17 protein-coding genes are annotated in these 19,368 nt (G+C 72.5%); 6 read left to right on the plus strand and 11 right to left on the minus strand.

What is annotated here, in order from left to right:
* Positions 1–61 precede the first annotated feature (61 nt).
* The 6 genes from aceE to ACH4TL_RS26675 form a co-directional block, all read right to left on the minus strand.
* The gene (gene aceE / locus ACH4TL_RS26650; protein ID WP_398320285.1) at positions 62–2,737 is read right to left on the minus strand and encodes a pyruvate dehydrogenase (acetyl-transferring), homodimeric type; all 2,676 of its coding nucleotides are present in this window, start codon (positions 2,735–2,737) and stop codon (positions 62–64) included.
* Positions 2,738–2,830: 93 nt separating this feature from the next.
* The gene (locus tag ACH4TL_RS26655) at positions 2,831–3,454 is read right to left on the minus strand and encodes a GntR family transcriptional regulator (protein ID WP_398320282.1); all 624 of its coding nucleotides are present in this window, start codon (positions 3,452–3,454) and stop codon (positions 2,831–2,833) included.
* Positions 3,455–3,614: 160 nt separating this feature from the next.
* On the minus strand, positions 3,615–5,342 hold the full coding sequence (gene sucB, locus ACH4TL_RS26660; protein WP_398320279.1) for a 2-oxoglutarate dehydrogenase, E2 component, dihydrolipoamide succinyltransferase: 1,728 nt from the start codon (positions 5,340–5,342) through the stop codon (positions 3,615–3,617).
* Between the two features lie 54 nt (positions 5,343–5,396).
* A complete protein-coding gene (gene lpdA, locus ACH4TL_RS26665) occupies positions 5,397–6,785 on the minus strand; it encodes a dihydrolipoyl dehydrogenase (protein ID WP_398320277.1) in 1,389 nt (462 codons plus the stop codon).
* Between the two features lie 234 nt (positions 6,786–7,019).
* Positions 7,020–8,576: a leucyl aminopeptidase gene (locus tag ACH4TL_RS26670; RefSeq protein WP_398320274.1), complete on the minus strand. Its 1,557-nt coding sequence runs from the start codon at positions 8,574–8,576 to the stop codon at positions 7,020–7,022.
* Between the two features lie 97 nt (positions 8,577–8,673).
* Positions 8,674–9,579, minus strand: coding sequence for an adenosylcobinamide-GDP ribazoletransferase (locus ACH4TL_RS26675; RefSeq protein WP_398320271.1), 906 nt, complete (start codon positions 9,577–9,579; stop codon positions 8,674–8,676).
* A gap of 34 nt (positions 9,580–9,613) precedes the next feature.
* Between ACH4TL_RS26675 and ACH4TL_RS26680 the strand changes: the two genes are divergently transcribed.
* Positions 9,614–10,354, plus strand: coding sequence for a hypothetical protein (locus ACH4TL_RS26680; protein ID WP_398320268.1), 741 nt, complete (start codon positions 9,614–9,616; stop codon positions 10,352–10,354).
* Positions 10,355–10,361: 7 nt separating this feature from the next.
* Here ACH4TL_RS26680 and cobT read toward each other — a convergent pair whose 3' ends face one another.
* Together cobT and ACH4TL_RS26690 are read right to left on the minus strand one after the other, a co-directional pair.
* Positions 10,362–11,405 (minus strand): nicotinate-nucleotide--dimethylbenzimidazole phosphoribosyltransferase, encoded by a 1,044-nt coding sequence (cobT, locus tag ACH4TL_RS26685; RefSeq protein WP_398320681.1) that lies wholly within the window; start codon positions 11,403–11,405, stop codon positions 10,362–10,364.
* Between the two features lie 95 nt (positions 11,406–11,500).
* Positions 11,501–12,709 carry a bifunctional adenosylcobinamide kinase/adenosylcobinamide-phosphate guanylyltransferase gene (locus tag ACH4TL_RS26690; protein WP_398320265.1) on the minus strand — a complete coding sequence of 403 codons (1,209 nt, stop codon included), beginning with the start codon at positions 12,707–12,709 and terminating at the stop codon, positions 11,501–11,503.
* 149 nt (positions 12,710–12,858) lie between these two features.
* Here ACH4TL_RS26690 and ACH4TL_RS26695 point away from each other — a divergent pair, with 149 nt between their 5' ends.
* Positions 12,859–13,062, plus strand: a complete 204-nt coding sequence (locus ACH4TL_RS26695; RefSeq protein WP_398320262.1) for a hypothetical protein — start codon at positions 12,859–12,861, stop codon at positions 13,060–13,062.
* Positions 13,063–13,145: 83 nt separating this feature from the next.
* Here the strand turns inward: ACH4TL_RS26695 and ACH4TL_RS26700 are convergent, their stop codons facing one another.
* Both ACH4TL_RS26700 and ACH4TL_RS26705 read right to left on the minus strand, forming a co-directional pair.
* On the minus strand, positions 13,146–13,862 hold the full coding sequence (locus ACH4TL_RS26700) for a class I SAM-dependent methyltransferase (protein ID WP_398320678.1): 717 nt from the start codon (positions 13,860–13,862) through the stop codon (positions 13,146–13,148).
* Between the two features lie 80 nt (positions 13,863–13,942).
* Positions 13,943–14,539, minus strand: a complete 597-nt coding sequence (locus ACH4TL_RS26705; RefSeq protein WP_398320259.1) for a DUF3043 domain-containing protein — start codon at positions 14,537–14,539, stop codon at positions 13,943–13,945.
* Between the two features lie 288 nt (positions 14,540–14,827).
* Between ACH4TL_RS26705 and ACH4TL_RS26710 the strand changes: the two genes are divergently transcribed.
* From ACH4TL_RS26710 to ACH4TL_RS26725, 4 genes are all read left to right on the plus strand, one after another.
* Positions 14,828–15,601 (plus strand): PspA/IM30 family protein, encoded by a 774-nt coding sequence (locus ACH4TL_RS26710; RefSeq protein ID WP_398320256.1) that lies wholly within the window; start codon positions 14,828–14,830, stop codon positions 15,599–15,601.
* A 58-nt stretch (positions 15,602–15,659) separates the two neighbouring features.
* Complete coding sequence (locus ACH4TL_RS26715) at positions 15,660–15,938, plus strand: hypothetical protein (RefSeq protein ID WP_398320253.1); 279 nt, start codon at positions 15,660–15,662, stop codon at positions 15,936–15,938.
* 122 nt (positions 15,939–16,060) lie between these two features.
* Positions 16,061–17,296, plus strand: coding sequence for a sensor histidine kinase (locus tag ACH4TL_RS26720; RefSeq protein WP_398320250.1), 1,236 nt, complete (start codon positions 16,061–16,063; stop codon positions 17,294–17,296).
* Complete coding sequence (locus ACH4TL_RS26725) at positions 17,293–17,970, plus strand: response regulator (protein ID WP_398320247.1); 678 nt, start codon at positions 17,293–17,295, stop codon at positions 17,968–17,970. Before ACH4TL_RS26720 ends, ACH4TL_RS26725 begins: the two co-directional genes overlap by 4 nt.
* A 107-nt stretch (positions 17,971–18,077) precedes the next feature.
* Here the strand turns inward: ACH4TL_RS26725 and nadA are convergent, their stop codons facing one another.
* Positions 18,078–19,265 (minus strand): quinolinate synthase NadA, encoded by a 1,188-nt coding sequence (gene nadA / locus ACH4TL_RS26730; RefSeq protein WP_398320244.1) that lies wholly within the window; start codon positions 19,263–19,265, stop codon positions 18,078–18,080.
* Positions 19,266–19,368: the final 103 nt, after the last annotated feature.

Here is a 19,368-nt window from a genome sequence, read left to right on the forward strand (position 1 = left end):
GCCGGGGCGACGGCGCGCCCCGAGCGCTCAGGTGCTCGGGGCGCCCTGGGCGCTCAGGCGCTCAGATGCCGTAGCGCTCGGCGGCTTCCTTCGGGGCCGTGGCCTTGACCAGGCCCTGCTTGGCGAGCCGGGCCAGCGCGGTGACCACGATGGACGGCACGTCCACGCCGAAGTGGCGGCGGGCCGCCTCGCGGGTGTCGGACAGACCGAAGCCGTCGGTGCCGAGCGAGTACCAGTCCTGCTCGACCCACTGGCTGATCTGGTCCGGGACCGCCCGCATCCAGTCGCTGACAGCGAGGACCGGGCCCGGTGCGCCTGCCAGGGCACGGGTGACGTACGGGACCCGGTCTTCGCCGTTGAGCTGCGCCGCGTCACAGGACAGGGCATCGCGGCGCAGCTCGCTCCAGGAGGTGGCGGACCACACGTCGGCGGCCACGCCCCAGTCGTCGGCGAGCAGTTTCTGGGCCTCCAGCACCCAGTGGATGGCGGTGCCGGAGGCGAGGAGCTGGATACGGGGGGCGTCGGCGGCGGGCGCCTCGGCCTCCTGGAAGCGGTACAGGCCCTTGACGATGCCTTCCTCGACGCCTTCGCGCTGCGGCATCGGCGGCTGCACCTTGGTCTCGTTGTAGACCGTGAGGTAGTAGAAGACGTCCTCGGCCTGCGGGCCGTACATCCGCCGCAGCCCGTCCCGCACGATCACGCCGACCTCGTACGCGAACGCCGGGTCGTAGGCGAGCGCCGCCGGGTTGGTGGAGGCGATCAGGTGCGAGTGGCCGTCCGCGTGCTGGAGGCCCTCACCGGTCATGGTGGTGCGGCCCGCGGTGGCGCCGATCAGGAAGCCGCGGCCGAGCTGGTCGCCGAGCGCCCACATCTGGTCGGCGGTGCGCTGCCAGCCGAACATCGAGTAGAAGATGTAGAAGGGGATCATCGGCTCGCCGTGCGTCGCGTACGACGTGGCGGCGGCGGTGAAGTCGGCCATCGAACCGGCCTCGGTGATCCCCTCGTTGAGGATCTGACCGTTCTCGGCCTCCTTGTAGTACAGGAGCTGATCGCGGTCGACCGGGTCGTAGGTCTGGCCGAGCGGGGAGTAGATCCCGGCGGTCGGGAACAGCGACTCCATGCCGAACGTACGGGCCTCGTCGGGCACGATCGGCACCCAGCGGCGGCCGGTCTCCTTGTCCCGCATCAGGTCCTTGACCAGGCGCACGAACGCCATGGTCGTGGCGATCTCCTGGCTGCCGGAGCCCTTGGCCAGGGTCTCGAACGGCTTGGCCGAGGGCTCGGGCAGGGCCACGGCGTGGACCTTGCGGGCCGGGGCGGGGCCGCCGAGCTCGGCGCGGCGCTCCTGGAGGTAGCGGAACTCGGGGGAGTCCTTGCCGGGGTGGACGTAGGGGACCAGCGACTCGTCCAGCTTGCTGTCCGGGATGGGCAGCTCCAGGAGGTCGCGCATGGCGCGGAACTCCTTGCCGGTCAGCTTCTTCATCTGGTGGTTCGCGTTGCGCGACTCGAAGGTCGGGCCGAGCGTGTAGCCCTTGACCGTCTGGGCGAGGACGACGGTCGGGGCGCCCTTGTGCTCGACGGCCGCGCGGTAGGCCGCGTACACCTTGCGGGGCTCGTGGCCCGCGCGGGAGGTGTGGAAACACTCGGCCAGCTTGGCGTCGGACAGCGACTTGGCCAGCTCGGCGAGGGCCGGGTCGGAGCCGAAGAAGTGCTCGCGGATGTAAGCGGCCTCGCGGGTCGCGTACGTCTGGAACTGGCCGTCCGGCACCTCGCGCAGCCGGCGGGCCAGCGCACCGGAGGTGTCCAGCGCGAACAGCTCGTCCCAGGCGGAGCCCCACAGCGACTTGACGACGTTCCACCCGGCGGCGCGGAACTGGGCCTCCAGCTCCTGCACGATCTTGAAGTTGGCGCGCACCGGGCCGTCGAGGCGCTGGAGGTTGCAGTTGATGACGAACGTGAGGTTGTCCAGCCCCTCGCGCCCGGCGAGGGCGAGGGCGGCGGTCGACTCAGGCTCGTCCATCTCGCCGTCGCCGAGGAAGGCCCATACGTGGGAGCCGGCGGTGTCCTTGATGCCGCGGGCCGCGAGGTAGCGGTTGAAGCGGGCCTGGTAGATCGCGGAGATCGGGCCGAGGCCCATCGAGACGGTGGGGAACTCCCACAGCCACGGCATCCGGCGCGGATGCGGATACGAGGGCAGTCCGTCGCCGCCCGCCTCGCGGCGGAAGTTGTCCAGGTGCGCTTCGGTCAGCCGGCCGTCGAGGAAGGCGCGGGCGTAGATGCCGGGGGAGGCGTGGCCCTGGATGTAGAGCTGGTCGCCGCTGCCGTCCGCCTCCTTGCCGCGGAAGAAGTGCTGGAAGCCCGTCTCGTAGAGCCAGGCGGCGGAGGCGAAGGTGGCGATGTGGCCGCCGAGGCCGTCCGTGCTGCCGCGGGTGACCATCGCCGCCGCGTTCCACCGGTTCCAGGCGGTGATCCGGCGCTCCATCTCCTCGTCACCGGGGAACGCGGGCTCCGCGGCGGTCGGGATGGTGTTGACGTAGTCCGACTCCAGCAGCGGCGGCAGCGAAAGCCCGGCGCCCTCGGCGCGCTCCAGGGTGCGGCGCATCAGGTACGAGGCGCGATGCGGCCCGGCGGCCTGGGTGACGGCCGCGAGCGAGGCGCCCCACTCGGCGGTCTCCTCGGGGTCCCGGTCGGGGAACTGGTCGAGCGCACTCGGCTGCGTGCTTGCGAGATCGGTCATGCGATCGACTGTAAGTTCTGATCGATGATCGATCAAAGTAGATGAAGCGAAAAACTTGTCCGTACGGCGAAATTGGCATTCCGTGCCTTGAAATCAGGCACGCGGTGCACATCCGAGAACATGCGCTTTGACCAGTTCGCCCACCTGTGGGTCCCGTCGCCGGAACGCGTCCACGACCGCCTGGTGCTCCTCGGCGTACGACTGCTGCACGGTGCCCAGCCAGCGGATCGACAGCGTCGTCCAGATCTCGATGCCCAGCGACTCCCAGGTGTGCAGCAGCACGCTGTTGCCCGACGCCCGCACCAGCTCCCGGTGGAAGGCCACGGTGTGCCGCACCTGGGCCTCCCCGTCGGCGCGGCGGTCCGCCTCGTACAGCGCCCGCACCTCGGGCTCCAGCGCCGAGGTGTCCTCGGCCAGCCGGGGCGCCGCCAGCTCGGCGGCGATCTGCTCCAGACCGGCCCGCACCGGATAGATCTCCTCCAGATCGGCCGCGGTCAGGTTCCGCACCCGGACGCCCTTGTTCGGCGCGGATTCGATCAGCCGCAGCGTCTCCAGCTCGCGCAGCGCCTCCCGTACGGGCGTCTGGCTCACCTCCAGCTCGGTGGCGATACGGCGCTCCACGATCCGCTCGCCCGGCTTCCACCGCCCGCTGACGATCCCCTCCACGATGTGCTCGCGGATCTGTTCGCGCAGCGAGTGGACGACGGGCGGGATCATAGGGAGCGCTCCTTCGGAACCAGAGGTGAACGGAAGTCATTATCCAGGCAGCGGAAGCATCGCGGTCCCGAGCGGGAAAGACACGGCGGGGGGCCGGACGACAAAGGGCCGCGCCCCGCACGGAAGCCCGTGCGGGGCGCGGCCGTCTGCCACAGGGGGCTCAGAGACCCAGCTCGACCTCGAACTCGCCGGCCTCCAGGATCTCCTTGACCGCGGTCAGGTAGCGGGCCGCGTCGGCACCGTCCACCAGGCGGTGGTCGTAGGAGAGCGCCAGGTACGTCATGTCGCGCACCGCGATGGTCTCGCCCAGGTCCGGGTGGTTGATGACCACCGGACGCTTGACGGTCGCGCCGATGCCCAGGATGGCGACCTGGTTCGGGGGCACGATGACCGTGTCGAACAGCGCACCGCGCGAGCCGGTGTTGCTGATCGTGAAGGTGGCGCCGGACATGTCGTCCGGGCTGATCTTGCTGGAGCGGACCTTGCCCGCCAGCTCCGCCGTCTTCTTGGAGATACCGGCGATGTTGAGGTCACCGGCGCCCTTGATGACCGGGGTCATCAGGCCCTTCTCGGCGTCCACCGCGATGCCGACGTTCTCCACGTCGAAGTACGTGATCGTGTCGTCGTCGTTGATCCGGGCGTTGACGGCCGGGTGGGCCTTCAGCGCCTGGACGGCGGCCTTCACGAAGAACGGCATCGGCGAGAGCTTGACGCCCTCACGCTGCGCGAACGACTCCTTGGCCTGGGCGCGCAGCCGCATGACCTTGGTGACGTCCACCTCGACCACGCTGGTCAGCTGGGCCTGGCCGTGCAGGGCCTTCATCATGTTGTCGCCGATGACCTTGCGCATCCGCGGCATCTTGATGGTCTGGCCGCGCAGCGGGGAGACCTCCTGCTTGGCGGCCTTCGGCGCCGCGGCGGCGGCCGGAGCCGGCGCCTGGGCCTGGGCCGCGGCCTTGGCGGCCTCGGCGGCGGCGATGACGTCCTGCTTGCGGATGCGGCCGCCGACGCCGGTGCCCTTGACGGTGCCCAGGTCCACGCCGTTCTCCGCGGCGAGCTTGCGCACCAGCGGGGTCACGTACGCGCCCTCGGCCTCGGGAGAGGACGGAGCCGGGATCGACGGGGCCTTGGCGGCCGGAGCCGGGGCCGGAGCGGCCGGGGCGGGTGCCGGGGCCGGAGCGGGCTCCGGAGCCGGGGCGGGGGCCGGGGCCTCCTCCTTGACCGGCTCGGGGGCCGGGGCGGGGGCGGCCGGGGCCTCGGCGGGCGCGGCGGCCGGAGCGGCACCGGCGGCGCCGATCACGGCGAGCTTGGCGCCGACCTCGGCGGTCTCGTCCTCGCCGACCAGGATCTCCAGCAGAGTGCCCGCGGCCGGGGCCGGGATCTCGGTGTCGACCTTGTCGGTGGAGACCTCGAGCAGCGGCTCGTCGGCCTCGACCGACTCACCGACCTCCTTCAGCCAACGGGTCACGGTGCCCTCGGTCACCGACTCGCCCAGCGCGGGCAGGACGACGTCGGTGCCCTCGGCGCCACCGGCCGGGGCGGCCGCCGGGGCCGGGGCCTCGGCGGCGGGGGCCGGAGCGGGCTCGGGCTCGGGCTGGGACGCCGGAGCGGGCTCGGCGGCCGGGGCGGGGGCCTCGGCCGGGGCAGCGCCGCCGTCGTCGATGACGGCCAGCTCGGCGCCGACCTCGACCGTCTCGTCCTCGGCCACCTTGATGGACGTCAGCACACCGGCGCTGGGCGCCGGGATCTCGGTGTCGACCTTGTCGGTCGAGACCTCGAGCAGCGGCTCGTCGGCCTCGACGCGCTCACCTTCGGCCTTGAGCCAGCGGGTGACGGTGCCCTCGGTCACGCTCTCGCCGAGCGCCGGCAGGGTTACGGATACCGCCATGGTGTTCGGGTGCTCCTTAACGATCTGTACGGAATGGGGTGCGCGCTCGGACTACTAGTCGTGGGAGTGCAGCGGCTTGCCGGCAAGCGCCAGGTGGGCCTCGCCGAGCGCCTCGTTCTGGGTGGGGTGGGCGTGGACGAGCTGCGCGACCTCGGCGGGCAGCGCCTCCCAGTTGTAGATCAGCTGAGCCTCGCCGACCTGCTCGCCCATGCGGTCACCGACCATGTGGACGCCGACGACAGCACCGTCGCGGACCTGGACGAGCTTGATCTCGCCCGTGGTCTTGAGGATCTTGCTCTTGCCGTTGCCCGCGAGGTTGTACTTCAGGGCGACGACCTTGTCCGCACCGTACAGCTCCTTGGCCTTGGCCTCGGTGATGCCGACGGAGGCGACCTCGGGGTGGCAGTACGTCACCCGGGGCACGCCGTCGTAGTCGACCGGAACGGGGTTCTGGCCGGCGAGACGCTCGGCCACCAGCATGCCCTCGGCGAAGCCGACGTGGGCGAGCTGGAGCGTGGGGACCAGGTCGCCCACGGCCGAGATGGTCTCGACGTTGGTCTGCATGTACTCGTCGACCAGGACGTAGCCGCGGTCCATGGCGACCCCGGCCTCCTCGTAGCCGAGGCCCTGCGAGACCGGGCCGCGGCCGACGGCCACGAGCAGCACCTCGGCCTCGAAGGTCTTGCCGTTCTCCAGCGAGACCTTGACACCGTCGGCGGTGTTCTCGACGCCCGAGAAGCGGGAGCCGAGGGAGAAGTTGATGCCGCGCTTGCGGAAGGCGCGCTCCAGCAGCTTGGAGCTGTTCTCGTCCTCGACCGGGACGAGGTGGGGAAGCGCCTCGACGATGGTGACGTCGGCCCCGAAGGACTTCCACGCGGAGGCGAACTCGACGCCGATGACGCCGCCGCCCAGCACGATCGCGGACTTCGGAACCCGGTCCAGCACCAGCGCGTGGTCCGAGGAGATGACGCGCTCGCCGTCGATCTCCAGGCCGGGCAGGGACTTCGGCACCGAACCGGTGGCGAGCAGGATGTGGCGGCCGGTGTAGCGCTCGCCGTTCACATCGACGGAGGTCGGGGAGGACAGCCGGCCCTCGCCCGTCACATAGGTGACCTTGCGGGAGGCGATCAGACCCTGGAGCCCCTTGTACAGGCCCGAGACCACGCCGTCCTTGTACTTGTGCACACCATCGATGTCGATGCCCTCGAAGGTGGTCTTCACGCCGAATTCCGAGCCCTCACGAGCCTGGTCGGCGAGCTCACCGGCGTGCAGCAGAGCCTTCGTCGGGATGCAGCCGCGGTGCAGACAGGTGCCGCCCAGCTTGTCCTTCTCGATCAGGGCGACGTCCAGACCCAGCTGCGCTCCGCGCAGGGCAGCGGCGTAACCGCCGCTACCGCCTCCGAGGATCACTAGGTCGAAAACGGTGCTGGCGTCGTTCGCCACGTCACGTCCTCCATGCATGGGTGCGCCGGGCCGGCCGTGGGTGGCCGGGCGGCGGCGGTTGTTCGGCCGCATCTTGCTCGCAGCCCTGGTGTGGGGGCCCTGTCCTGCCGAGACAACATCTTCGCACTTGTTGACGGGAGGCGGGACGCGGGGCCGCTGTGTGAGATATCTCCGGCCCCCGGATCAGCTGGGATCCGGGGTTACCCGGCGGTACCCGGTATAGGGGTCTGCGGTTCAGCCTAGATCCCCGTCGGCGGTGCGCTCCGCCAGCCGCACGAGGGTGCGGACCGCGGAGCCCGTGCCGCCCTTGGGCGTGTAGCCGAACGGACCGGATTCGTTGAAGGCGGGACCCGCGATGTCCAGGTGACCCCAGGCGATGCCGTCCTCGACGAACTCCTTCAGGAAGATACCGGCCACCAGGCCGCCGCCCATGCGCTCGCCCATGTTCGCCAGGTCGGCGACCGGGGACTCGATGCTCTTGCGGAGGTCGGCGGGCAGCGGCATCGGCCAGGACGCCTCGCCCACCTCGTCCGCGATCTCGTGCAGCGCGGTGCGGAACGCCTCGTCGTTCGACATGATCCCGAACGTGCGGTTGCCCAGCGCCAGCACCATGGCACCGGTCAGCGTCGCCACGTCCACGATCGCGTCCGGCTTCTCCTCGCACGCGCGGGTCAGCGCGTCGGCGAGGACGAGGCGGCCCTCGGCGTCGGTGTTCAGCACCTCGACCGTCTTGCCGCTGTACATCGACAGCACGTCGCCGGGACGGGTCGCCGAACCCGACGGCATGTTCTCGGCCAGCGCCAGCCAGCCGGTCACATTGACCCGCAGGCCGAGCTTGGCCGCCGCCACCACCGCGGCGAACACCGCGGCCGCGCCGCTCATGTCGCACTTCATGGTCTCGTTGTGACCGGCCGGCTTCAGCGAGATGCCGCCCGAGTCGTAGGTGATGCCCTTGCCGACCAGCGCGAGCGTCTTCTCCGCCTTGGGGTGGGTGTACGCGATCCGCACCAGCCGCGGCGGGGCCTCCGAACCCTGGCCGACGCCCAGGATGCCGCCGTACCCGCCCTTGGTGAGGGCCTTCTCGTCCAGCACCTCCGTCTTCAGCCCGTGCTCCTTGGCCGCGGTCACCGCGGCCGCCGCGAACGAGGCCGGGTCGAGCACGTTGGACGGGGTGTTGATCAGGTCGCGGGCCCGGTTGACCTCGGCGGCCAGCGCCGTGGCGCGCTCGGCCGCCGCCTTGTACGCCTTGTCGCGCGGCTTGCCGCCGAGCAGGGCCACCTCGGCGAGCGGACCGTTGTTCTTCTTGTCCTTGTCGCCCTTGGTGTCCTTGGCGTCCTTGCCGTTCTTCGAGCCGTCGCTGTTGTTCTTGTCGTACGCGTACGCCCCGAGCAGCGCGCCCTCGGCGACCGCGGCCGCGGCCGCCGCGTCCTCGACCGGCAGCGCGAACGCGCCCTTCTTCGACCCCGCCAGCGCCCGGGCGGCCGCGCCCGCGGCGCGGCGCAGCGCCTCGGCGTCGAACCCGTCGCCCTTCGCCGGGGCCTCGCCCAGGCCGACCGCCAGCACGACCGGGGCCTTGAGCCCGGACGCGGCGGGCAGCTTGGTCACCTCACCCTCGGCGCCGGTCGCGCCGAGCGTCTCCAGAACGGTGGCGAGCTTCCCCCCGAACGCCTTGTCCACGGTCTCGGCGCCCGGGGCGATGACGGGGCCCTTGGCCCCCTTCGCCACGCCGACGACAACGGCATCCGCGCGCAGCGACGCGGCGGAGGAGGTGCTGAGAGTCAGTGCAGTCACAGTGGTCGGGTCCCTCTTCCGGTAGTTCGCCGGCCGACACCGGATGGTCAGCCGCGCGCCCAGCTTATTCCGCCGCGCGGCACGCCCCGGGGGCCCGTCAGCCGAAGGTGAGCACCAGCAGGGCCGCCGTGGCCGCGGTTTCGGCGAGGGCGCCGAAGACGTCACCCGTCACGCCGTCGAAGCGGCGTACGCAGTGGCGCGACAGCAGATCGGCGGCGGCGAGCCCGGCCAGCGCCGCCAGCCCGTGGACCGGCATGGCGTACACATCGACCAGCGCGCCCGCCCCCGCGCACGCGAGGACGGCCAGCGCGGCCGCGGCCACGGCCGCCCGCGGCGGCACCACCCCCGCGACCGCGGCGCCCAGCCCCTCCGGACGGGCCGCGGGCATCCCCTGGCGGGCCGCGAGCGTCAGGGCGCACCGGGCGACCAGCCCCGCCGCGGCCGCCGCCACCGCGCCGCGCGTCCAGCTCTCCCCGTACAGCTCGGCCAGCGCCGCCACCTGCGCGAGCAGCACGAACAGCAGGGTGATCACGCCGAACGGGCCGATGTCCGACCGCTTCATGATCCGCAGCGCGTCGTCCGATGGCTTGCCGCTGCCGAGGCCGTCCGCGGTGTCCGCGAGCCCGTCGAGATGCAGCCCGCGGGTCAGTACGGCGGGTACTGCGGCGGTGGCGACCGCCGCGAGCAGCGGCCCGGCGCCGAGGAACAGCAGCACTCCGCCCACCGCTGCCGCGCACAGCCCGACCGTCAGCCCGACCGGCAGGGCGCACAGCATGCCGACGCGCGCCGCCTCACGATCCCAGCGCGCCACCCGTACGGGCAGCGCCGTGAGCGTGCCGAAGGCGAAGCGGAGGCCGTCGTCGAGGGAGGCCCGTGGCGGGTGCGCGGGGCGCGGCGGTACCTCCGCGCCGGGGCGCGGCGGTATCTCCGGGTCCGGTTCCGGCGGCTGCTCCGGGTCCGGGTCCGGCTGGCGGTCGGGGGACTGCTCCGGCGTGGTGTCCATCGCGCCGCAGGGTATCGCGCGACCCTGACGGGCCATGGGCCATTGGTGGGAACGCAACATCGCCGAACCCGGCAAGCTGCCGCTGCTCCTCGCGCTGGCCTCGTTCCTCCTGTCGTTCGTGGTCGCGCGCACCATCACCCGGCTGATCAGGGCGGGCAAGGGCCCGTTCCGTGACGTCGCCTCCGGCGGGGTGCATGTGCACCATGTGGTGCCCGGCGTGATCCTGACCGTCATCGGCGGCTTCGGCGCGGTCGCGAGCGCGCGGCACGGGGTGGGGGCGGCCATCTCGGCGGTGCTCTTCGGCGTCGGTGCGGGGCTGGTGCTGGACGAGTTCGCGCTGATCCTCCACCTGCACGACGTCTACTGGACCGAGCAGGGACGGCAGAGCGTCGAGGTCGTCGTGGTCACCGCGGCCCTGGTCGGCCTGGTGCTCAGCGGCTTCCTGCCGTTCGGGGTGAACGAGGTGTCGGCCGCCGAACGCAGCGACCGCGGCGCGGTGGTCGCTGAGGTCTCCGTCAACTTCGCCTTCGCCGTACTGGCCCTGCTCAAGGGCAAGCTGCGGATCGCGGTGATCGGGGTGCTGGTGCCGCTGGTCGCGCTCATCGGCGCCGTACGGCTGGCGCGCCCCGGATCGCCGTGGGCGCGCCGCGTCTACCGCCGCCGGCCCCGGACGCGCGCCCGGGCCCGGCGCCGGGCCGACCGCCACGACGCCCGCTGGAACGGAGTGCGGCGGCGACTCCAGGACTGGATCGGCGGCTTCTCCGAACCATCCTGACGGTCCGTCAGTCGTTTTCCTTCTCGGGCAGTTCCCCCGCGAGCGCCGCGGCCGCCTGCACCAGCGGCAGCGCCAGCAGCGCCCCCGCGCCCTCGCCCACCGTGACCCCGTGGTCGAGCAGCGGGGTGAGCGCGATCCGGTCGAGCGCCTTCTCCTGCGCCGGTTCGCCGCTGGCCTGACCCGCCAGCCACCAGTCCGGCGCCCGGAACGCCACCCGCTGCGCGGCCAGGGCACAGGCCGCCGAGACGACGCCGTCCAGGATCACCGGGGTGCGGCGCACCGCGCTCTGGAGCAGAAAGCCGGTGATCGCGGTGAGGTCCGCGCCGCCGACCGTGGCCAGCAGCTGGAGCTGGTCGCCGAGGACCGGGCGGGCCCGGCGCAACCCGTCGCGGATCGCCGCGCACTTGCGCATCCACGCCAGGTCGTCGATCCCGGCCCCGCCGCGCCCGGTCACCACGGACGCGTCCGTACCGCACAGCGCGGCCGTCAGCGTGGCCGCGGCGGTGGTGCCGCCGACGCTGAGGTCGCCCAGCACCAGGAGGTCCGTCCCCGCGTCCGCTTCCTCGTCGGCGATGGCCATCCCGGTACGGAACGCCTCCTCGGCCTCCTCGGCCGTCAGCGCGTCCTCGACGTCCAGCCGCCCCGAACCCCGGCGCACCCGGTGCCGGGCGACCTCCCCGGGCAGCTCGTCGGGGTCGCAGTCCAGCGCCATGTCGACCACGCGGACGGGCACGCCGAAGCGGCGCGCGAGCACGGCGACGGTGCTCTCGCCGTCGACCACGGCGCGCACGAGCCGGTGGGCGCTTCCCGCGGGGCGCGCGGAGACGCCGAGTTCCGCGACCCCGTGGTCGCCCGCGAACAGCACGACCCGGGGGCGCTCGACGGGCTTGACCGGCACCTGCTGCTGAGCGGCGGCCAGCCACTCGCCCAGCTCGTCCAGCCGCCCGAGCGACCCGGGCGGCGGCACCAGCCGCTCCCGCCGCTCCTCGGCGTCACGCCGGATGCCCCCGTCGGGGCGCTCGATCAGGTCCACGAAGTCATCGAGATTCAGGCCACTGCTCACGCCCCGAACCCTACCGGCCGTGCGGTGTTGGGACGCCGCGACCTGTGGATCGACGCCGAGCGCCCGCTCCCGGCCCCCCGGGCTCAGCCGCGCAGGGGGAGGGGTTGGCCCGCTACCACCAGCAGGACCTGCTCGCACTCGCCCGCGAACCCCGCGTTCAGTCGCCCCAGTTCGTCCCGGAAGCGGCGTCCCGCGGCGGTCGCGGGGACCACCCCGGCGCCGACCTCGTTGCTGACGGCCACCACCGTCCGCCCCGTCCCCCGCACCGCCGCGACGAGCGCCGCGACCCGCTCGTGGAGGGCGCGTTCACCGCCGTGGGTCCACTTCTCGTCGTCCCAGGCGCCGACCGCGTCCATCGCGTCGGTGAGCCACAGCGCCAGACAGTCGATCAGCAGCGGAGGGCCGTCCTCCGCCAGCAGCGGCACCAGGTCGCAGGTCTCGGCGGTGCGCCACGAGCCGGGCCGCCGGTCGCGGTGGGCGGCGATGCGGGCGGCCCACTCCCGGTCGCCGTCCCGGGTGCCGCCGGTCGCGACGTACAGCACGTCGGGGAAGGCGGCCAGCCGACGTTCCGCTTCGAGCGACTTGCCGGACCGCGCCCCGCCCAGCACGAGCGTGCGCCGCGGCAGGTCCGGCACCTCGTGGTACTCGCCGACGATCAGCGTCTTGCCGTCCGGTACGGTCCGCGCGCCCGCCGTGGCGAGGCGGCGGTGCAGCTCGGCGCCGGGCGGCACGGTGTGGTCGACGTGGACGGCCACCACATCGGTGGTGGCCCCCACGGCGCCGGACGCCCGGAGCCGGGCCAGCGCGTCCGGTCGGCCGAGTACGTCGAGCACCACCATGGCGTACGGCTCGGACGGGTCGGGCGGGGCGGACAGCCCGGACGGGGCGCCGCCCGGCGGCAGGTACAGCAGCCGGGTGCCGTCGGGTCCGGTCACCTCGTACCCCGTACCGGGCGAGTCCAGCGCCATCGCCCGCACCCGGTGCCCGCTGATCAGGGACAGCTCGCGGCCGTCCGGCACCCGTCCCGGCGCCGGGAGCCCGGCCGGGAACTCGACGGCGGGGCCCGCGTGCGGATGGGACAGCAGCACCTGCCGCACCCCGACCAGCGAGTACCCGGCCCGCGCCGCCGCGAAGGCGGCGCCAGGAGTGAGGTCGAGGAGCAGCGAGCCGTCGATCAGGAGTGCCGTCGCCGCCCGCGCCTCGTCGCCGACGGCGGTGGCGCAGGCCGCGCAGGGGCAGCCGTGGCGCGGCAGCCCGTCGGGGGCCCCGGTGCCCAGAAGAGTGAGTTCCACGCCCCGATCGTCTCGCGTCCGCGTGGGCCGGGCGCGCCGGGTCACCCTCCGCGCAGGCGTACCGATCCGTTCGGAGCCGTACGGAGTGATCAGTCGCCTAGGCTGCGGGCAGACATCACGTGTGGACCGGTGGGATGGAGGAGGCGAACATGGCCTGGACGTGGCGGTTCGAGAAGTCCGACGGGACGGAGACGGAGCCCGCGGTGCAGCCCGAGGAGTTCCCGACCCAGGGGGACGCCGAGTCGTGGATCGGTGAGGAGTGGAAGGCGCTCCTGGAGGGCGGGGCGGAACAGGTCACGCTCTTCGAGGACGGGTCGAAGATCTACGGCCCGATGAGCCTGAACGCGGAGTAGGTGGAGCAGCCGGATACGGAGCGGGGCCCGCACGGTCCGCCGTGCGGGCCCCGCTCCGGAGTCACCGGAGTCAAAGGGGGAAGTCAGCCTCCGCCGCGCACCCCGCACAGGTGCAGCAGCGCCGCCACCGCGCGGTACGGATCGGTGCGCCCGGCCCGCTCCTCGGCGGTCAGCAGGTGGTCCCATTCGGGGGAGGGCGGGGGCTCGGCGGTGTCGGGGGCCTGGTCGGTGAAGACCCGCACCCCGTACCAGGCGTGCAGCGGCGCCCCGATCGCGGTGAGCGTGGTGGTCAGCTCCTCGCGCCGGTCGGCGCGCACCTGGAGCCCGAGCCGGTTGGTGTACGTGGGAGTGTCGAACGAGCTGACCGCGGTGGTCCAGTCACCGGCCAGCCCCGGCCGCATGGCGAGCGCGTCGGCGTTGCGGACCAGGAGGGAGAGGAGGCCGCCGGGGGCGAGGACCCGGGCCAGCCCGGCGAGCAGCGGGTCGGGCTCGTCGACGTACATGAGCACGCCGTGGCACAGCACCACGTCGAAGGCGCCGGGCAGGAACTGCGCCCCGGTGTCGCGGCCGTCGCCCTCCAGCAGCCGCACCCGTGCGCGGATGCCCTCGGGTTCGTCGGCGAGGGCGGTACGGGCCGCCTCCAGCATGGCCGGATCGGATTCGAGGCCCGTCACCTCATGGCCCGCGCGGGCTAATCGGAGCGCCTGGGTGCCCTGGCCGACGCCGACGTCGAGGACCTTGAGGCGCTGGTCGAACCGGAACCGCGAGGTGATCTGCTCATCGAGCTGATGGGCGACCAGGGCCTGCCGGACCGTGTTCCGTAAGCTTCCGAGGCCGCCGAGCCATCCGGCGGCCCCACCGGCGAAGCCGGAGGTCCCGCTCAGGGCCGCTCTCCGCGCTTGACCTGCGGCTTGGGCAGGCGCAGCCGGCGCATCTGGAGGGTGCGCATGAGGGCGTACGCGACGACGCCCCGCAGGTTCTCGTCCGGGAACTTCTGGCGCAGCTGCCGCTTGAGCTGGAAGGCGATCACGAACGAGTTCAGGACGATCAGCACGATGACGACCATCCACAGCAGCAGCACATAGCTCTGCATGGCCCCCGCCTGGATCATGCTGAGCACCATGATCAGCACGGCGAGCGGCAGGAAGAACTCGGCGATGACGAACCGCGAGTCCACGAAGTCACGGGCGAACCGGCGCACCGGGCCCTTGTCGCGGGCCGGGAGGTAGCGCTCGTCGCCACCGGCCAGCGCCTCGCGCTGACGGGCCAGGTCGGAGCGGCGGGCTTCCCGCTGCCGCTTGCTGGCCTCCTTGCGGGTCGTCGGCGTATTGGCCAGGCTGCGGCGCTGCGACTGGGCGGCGCTGCGCTTGGGCGTGGGGCGGCCCTTGGGCGCCTGCGGGTCTCGGGTCTGCTGCGGCTGGTCCGCGGTCACCTTGGCGGCGGCGGCCTGCTCATCCTTGGAACGGCTTCGGAACACAAAGCCCAAGGGTACGGGTTCACGGGTGTGGGCCCCAGCGTCAGGGGGAAAGATCGGGCAACCGCTTTCCGCCGTGAGCCACGGTGAACCGCGGCCAACCCGGACAACACGGACAGGTTCCTGTCCTCCCTGCGCCGGAGGCGCCCGGACCGCGATCGTCCTGGAGGAGGAGCGCGAGACGGGCGGAACAGTGCGGTAATGGAAGCAGGGCCCGTAGGCTGGGTCTGTTGGGTGTGCCGGTGTCACAAGTCCGTAAGAAGGGGGCGCGCGAGGCCCATGAGCGGTGTCATGAAGCGTATGGGGATGCTCTTCCGCGCGAAGGCCAACAAGGCCCTGGACCGGGCCGAGGACCCGCGCGAGACCCTTGACTACTCGTACCAGAAGCAACTGGAGCTGCTCCAGAAGGTCCGGCGCGGGGTGGCCGACGTGGCCACGTCCCGTAAGCGCCTGGAGCTTCAGCTGAACCAGTTGCAGGGCCAGTCCACCAAGCTGGAGGACCAGGGCCGCAAGGCGCTCGCGCTCGGCCGGGAGGACCTGGCGCGCGAGGCGCTGTCCCGTCGTGCCGCGCTCCAGCAGCAGGTCACCGACCTGGAGACGCAGCACCAGACGCTCCAGGGCGAGGAGGAGAAGCTGACCCTGGCCGCGCAGCGGCTCCAGGCCAAGGTCGACGCGTTCCGCACCCGCAAGGAGACCATCAAGGCCACCTACACCGCGGCCCAGGCGCAGACCCGGATCGGCGAGGCGTTCTCCGGCATCTCCGAGGAGATGGGCGACGTCGGCATGGCGATCCAGCGCGCCGAGGACAAGACCGCGCAGCTCCAGGCCCGCGCGGGGGCGATCGACGAGCTGCTGGCCTCCGGTGCGCTGGACGACCAGTCCGGGATGGCCAAGGACGACATCGCGGCCGAGCTGGACCGGATCTCCGGCGGTACGGACGTCGAGCTGGAGCTCCAGCGGATGAAGGCCGAGCTGGCGGGCGGCGGCTCGCAGGCGGCCATCGAGGGCGGCCAGCAGGACTCGTCGCAGCAGTCCCAGGGCCAGCACAAGTTCGACAAGCAGTAGCCGCCGCCCCTCACCCGGGCGAGGCCCCACGACGTACCGACGTCCCAAGGAGGTCGTCATGATCGTACGGATCATGGGGGAGGGGCAGGTGCAGGTGGACGACAGCCATCTGCCCCGGCTCAACACGCTGGACGACGAACTGCTCGCCGCCATCGAGAGCGGCGACCACGACGCCTTCCGGCGCACCCTCGGTGCGCTCCTCGACGCGGTGCGCTCGGCGGGCGAGCCGCTGCCCGTCGACGCGCTGGAGCCCTCGGGGCTGATCCTTCCCGCCCCGGAGGCGACCCTTGAGGAAGTCAAGGCGATGCTCAAGGACGACGGCCTCATCCCGGGCTGACCGCCGTGCCCGCAGACCGTGCGTCGTCCCAGGCCACAGCCCAGCTCACCGCGGATACCAGCGACGCCGTACGGCGGACGGGGACGGGACGCTTCCGAAGCGGTGCGGCGCGGCGTCTACCGTTGGATCCCGTGACTCCCCTCGCCGTCGGGCCGGGCCTGGCCCGTCCGTACCGCTGGCTGGCCGCCCATCCACGCGCCCTGGACACCCTCGTGGCCGCCTGCTGCCTCGCGCTGATCCTCATCGGCGCGGCGTCCAACCCGCATCTGCGCGAGCACCGGCCCATCGGTGTCTTCTTCGTGCTGCTGGCCACCCTCACCTCGGCGTCGCTCGTGCTGCGCCGCGACCTGCCGCGCGCGGTGCTGGCGTTCACCTGCGCGATAAGCGTCATCGAGATCGTCACCAACGACGAGGGCCCGCCGCGCACCTCGATCGTCTTCGGGGTCGTGGTCGCGCTCTACACCGTCGCCGCGCGCACCGACCGGCATACCACCTGGCGGATCGGCGCCGCCACGGCCGCGCTGCTCACCGGCACCGGGATGCTCTTCGGGCTGACCCCCTGGTACGCGCAGGAGAACTGGGGCATCTTCGCCTGGACCGGGCTCGCCGCCGCCGTGGGCGACGCCGTCCGCAGCCGCCGCGCCTTCATCGCAGCGATCGAGGAGCGGGCCGAGCGGGCCGAACGCACCCGCGAGGAGGAGGCCAGGCGCCGGGTCGCCGAGGAGCGGCTGCGGATCGCCCGTGAGCTGCACGACGTCGTCGCGCACCACATCGCGCTGGTCAACGTGCAGGCCGGGGTCGCCTCGCACGTCATGGACAACCGCCCGGACCAGGCCAAGGAGGCGCTCGCGCACGTACGCCAGGCCAGCCGCTCGGCGCTGGACGAGCTGCGCGCCACCGTCGGCCTGCTGCGGCAGTACGGCGACCCCGCAGCCCCCACCGAGCCCGCACCGGGGCTCGGCGTCCTCGACCAGCTGGTGGACGGCTTCGTACGGGCCGGGATGCGGGTCGACGTCGAGGCGCACCCGCGGGGCGGCCTCGGGGCGCTCGCCGGTTCGGTGGACCTCACCGCGTACCGGGTCGTGCAGGAGGCGCTGACCAATGTGCACAAGCACGCCGGGCCCGAGGTGAGGGCCGAGGTGCGCATCGTGCGCACGGACGGCGCGCTGGAGATCACGGTGCGGGATGACGGCGTCGGCACCCCGTCCGACGACGAGGGCGGCGGACACGGGCTGCTGGGGATGCGGGAGCGGGTCACCGCGCTGCGCGGCACCTGCGAGGCGGGACCCCGCCCCGAGGGCGGCTTCCAGGTGCGGGCGACACTTCCCCTGCAGACCCGCAGGGGAGGGGAATCGTGACGATCAAGGTGTTGCTCGCCGACGACCAGACGCTGCTGCGCAGCGCGTTCCGGGTGCTGGTGGACTCCGAACCCGACATGGAGGTGGTGGGGGAGGCGTCGGACGGCGCGGAGGCGGTCGAGATCGTGCGGGCCAAGGGCGCCGACGTGGTGCTGATGGACATCCGCATGCCCGGTACGGACGGGCTCGCCGCCACCCGCATGATCAGCGAGGATCCGCTGCTCGCCGACGTCCGGGTGGTGATGCTGACCACCTTCGAGGTCGACGAGTACGTGGTGGACTCGCTGCGCGCCGGGGCGAGCGGCTTCCTCGGCAAGGGCGCCGAACCCGGCGAACTCCTCGCCGCCATCCGCATCTCGGCCGCGGGCGAGGCGCTGCTCTCCCCGGCCGCCACCAAGGGCCTGATCGCCCGCTTCCTGGCCCAGGGCACCCCGGGCTCCGGCGATGCCGCGTACGACGCCGCCCGGCTGGACGCCCTCACAGGGCGCGAGCGCGAGGTGCTGGTCCAGGTCGCGGGCGGCCACCCCAACGACGAGATCGCCACCCGGCTGGCGGTCAGCCCGCTGACCGTGAAGACGCACGTCAACCGGGCGATGGCCAAGCTGGGCGCCCGGGACCGCGCCCAGCTGGTGGTCATCGCGTACGAGACGGGCCTGGTCCGCCCGGGGGCGTGACCCCCGGGCGGGTGCCCGCCGTCATCCGGCGGGGAACTCCTCCAGCCGTCTGCACAGCTCGATGCTCATCAGGGAGTGCAGTCCGAGCGCCCGGAACCAGAGGAGGGCTACGGGAGCGCCAGCATCCGCTCCAGGGCGGCCTTGGCGTGGGCTTCCGTTTCCGCGTCCACCTGGATGCGGTTCACGACCTTGCCCGCGACCAGCGACTCCAGGGCCCAGACCAGGTGCGGGAGGTCGATCCGGTTCATGGTCGAGCAGAAGCACACCGTCTTGTCGAGGAAGACGATCTCCTTGTCCTCGGCGGCGAATCGGTTCGCCAGCCGCCGGACGAGGTTCAGCTCGGTGCCGATGGCCCACTTGCTGCCGGGCGGGGCGGCTTCGAGGGTCTTGATGATGTACTCGGTCGAGCCGACGAGGTCGGCCGCCGCGACGACCTCGTGCTTGCACTCGGGGTGCACCAGCACGTTGACGCCCGGTATGCGCTCGCGGACGTCGCGCACGGACTCCAGCGAGAAGCGGCCGTGCACGGAGCAGTGGCCGCGCCACAGGATCATCTTGGCGGCGCGCAGCTGCTCGGCGGTCAGCCCGCCGCCTGGCTTGTGCGGGTTGTAGACGACGCAGTCGTCCAGCGACATGCCCATGTCCCGCACCGCGGTGTTGCGGCCCAGGTGCTGATCGGGCAGGAAGAGCACCTTCTCGCCCTGTTCGAAGGCCCAGTCCAGGGCGCGGCGCGCGTTGGAGGACGTACAGATCGTGCCGCCGTGGCGGCCGGTGAAGGCCTTGATGTCGGCGGAGGAGTTCATGTACGACACCGGCACCGTCGTCTCCGCGACGCCCGCCTCGGTCAGCACGTCCCAGCACTCGGCGACCTGCTCGGCGGTGGCCATGTCGGCCATCGAGCAGCCCGCCGCCAGGTCGGGCAGGACGACCTGCTGACCGTCGCCGGTCAGGATGTCGGCGGATTCCGCCATGAAGTGCACACCGCAGAAGACGATGTACTCCGCGTCCGGCCGGGCGGCCGCGTCCCTGGCCAGCTTGAAGGAGTCACCGGTGACATCGGCGAACTCGATGACCTCGTCGCGCTGGTAGTGGTGGCCGAGCACGAAGACCTTGTCGCCGAGCTTCTCCTTGGCCGCGCGGGCCCGGGCCACCAGATCCGGGTCGGAGGGCGCGGGGAGGTCGCCGGGGCACTCCACACCGCGCTCGCTGCGGGGGTCGGCGTCACGGCCGAGGAGGAGCAGCGCGAGCGGGGTCGGCTGGACGTCGAGGGGCTGGGCGGTGGTCACTGCACGCACCCTTCTTTCTTCACTCGGAACCCTAATCGTCAATTTGACGCTATCTATCATAGCTGCTTCACGTCAGATTGACGATGGGCATCGCGTCGATGTGACGCATTAC

Source organism: Streptomyces sp. NPDC021115 (assembly GCF_044333065.1).
In the GTDB taxonomy this organism is placed as follows: Bacteria; Actinomycetota; Actinomycetes; order Streptomycetales; family Streptomycetaceae; genus Streptomyces.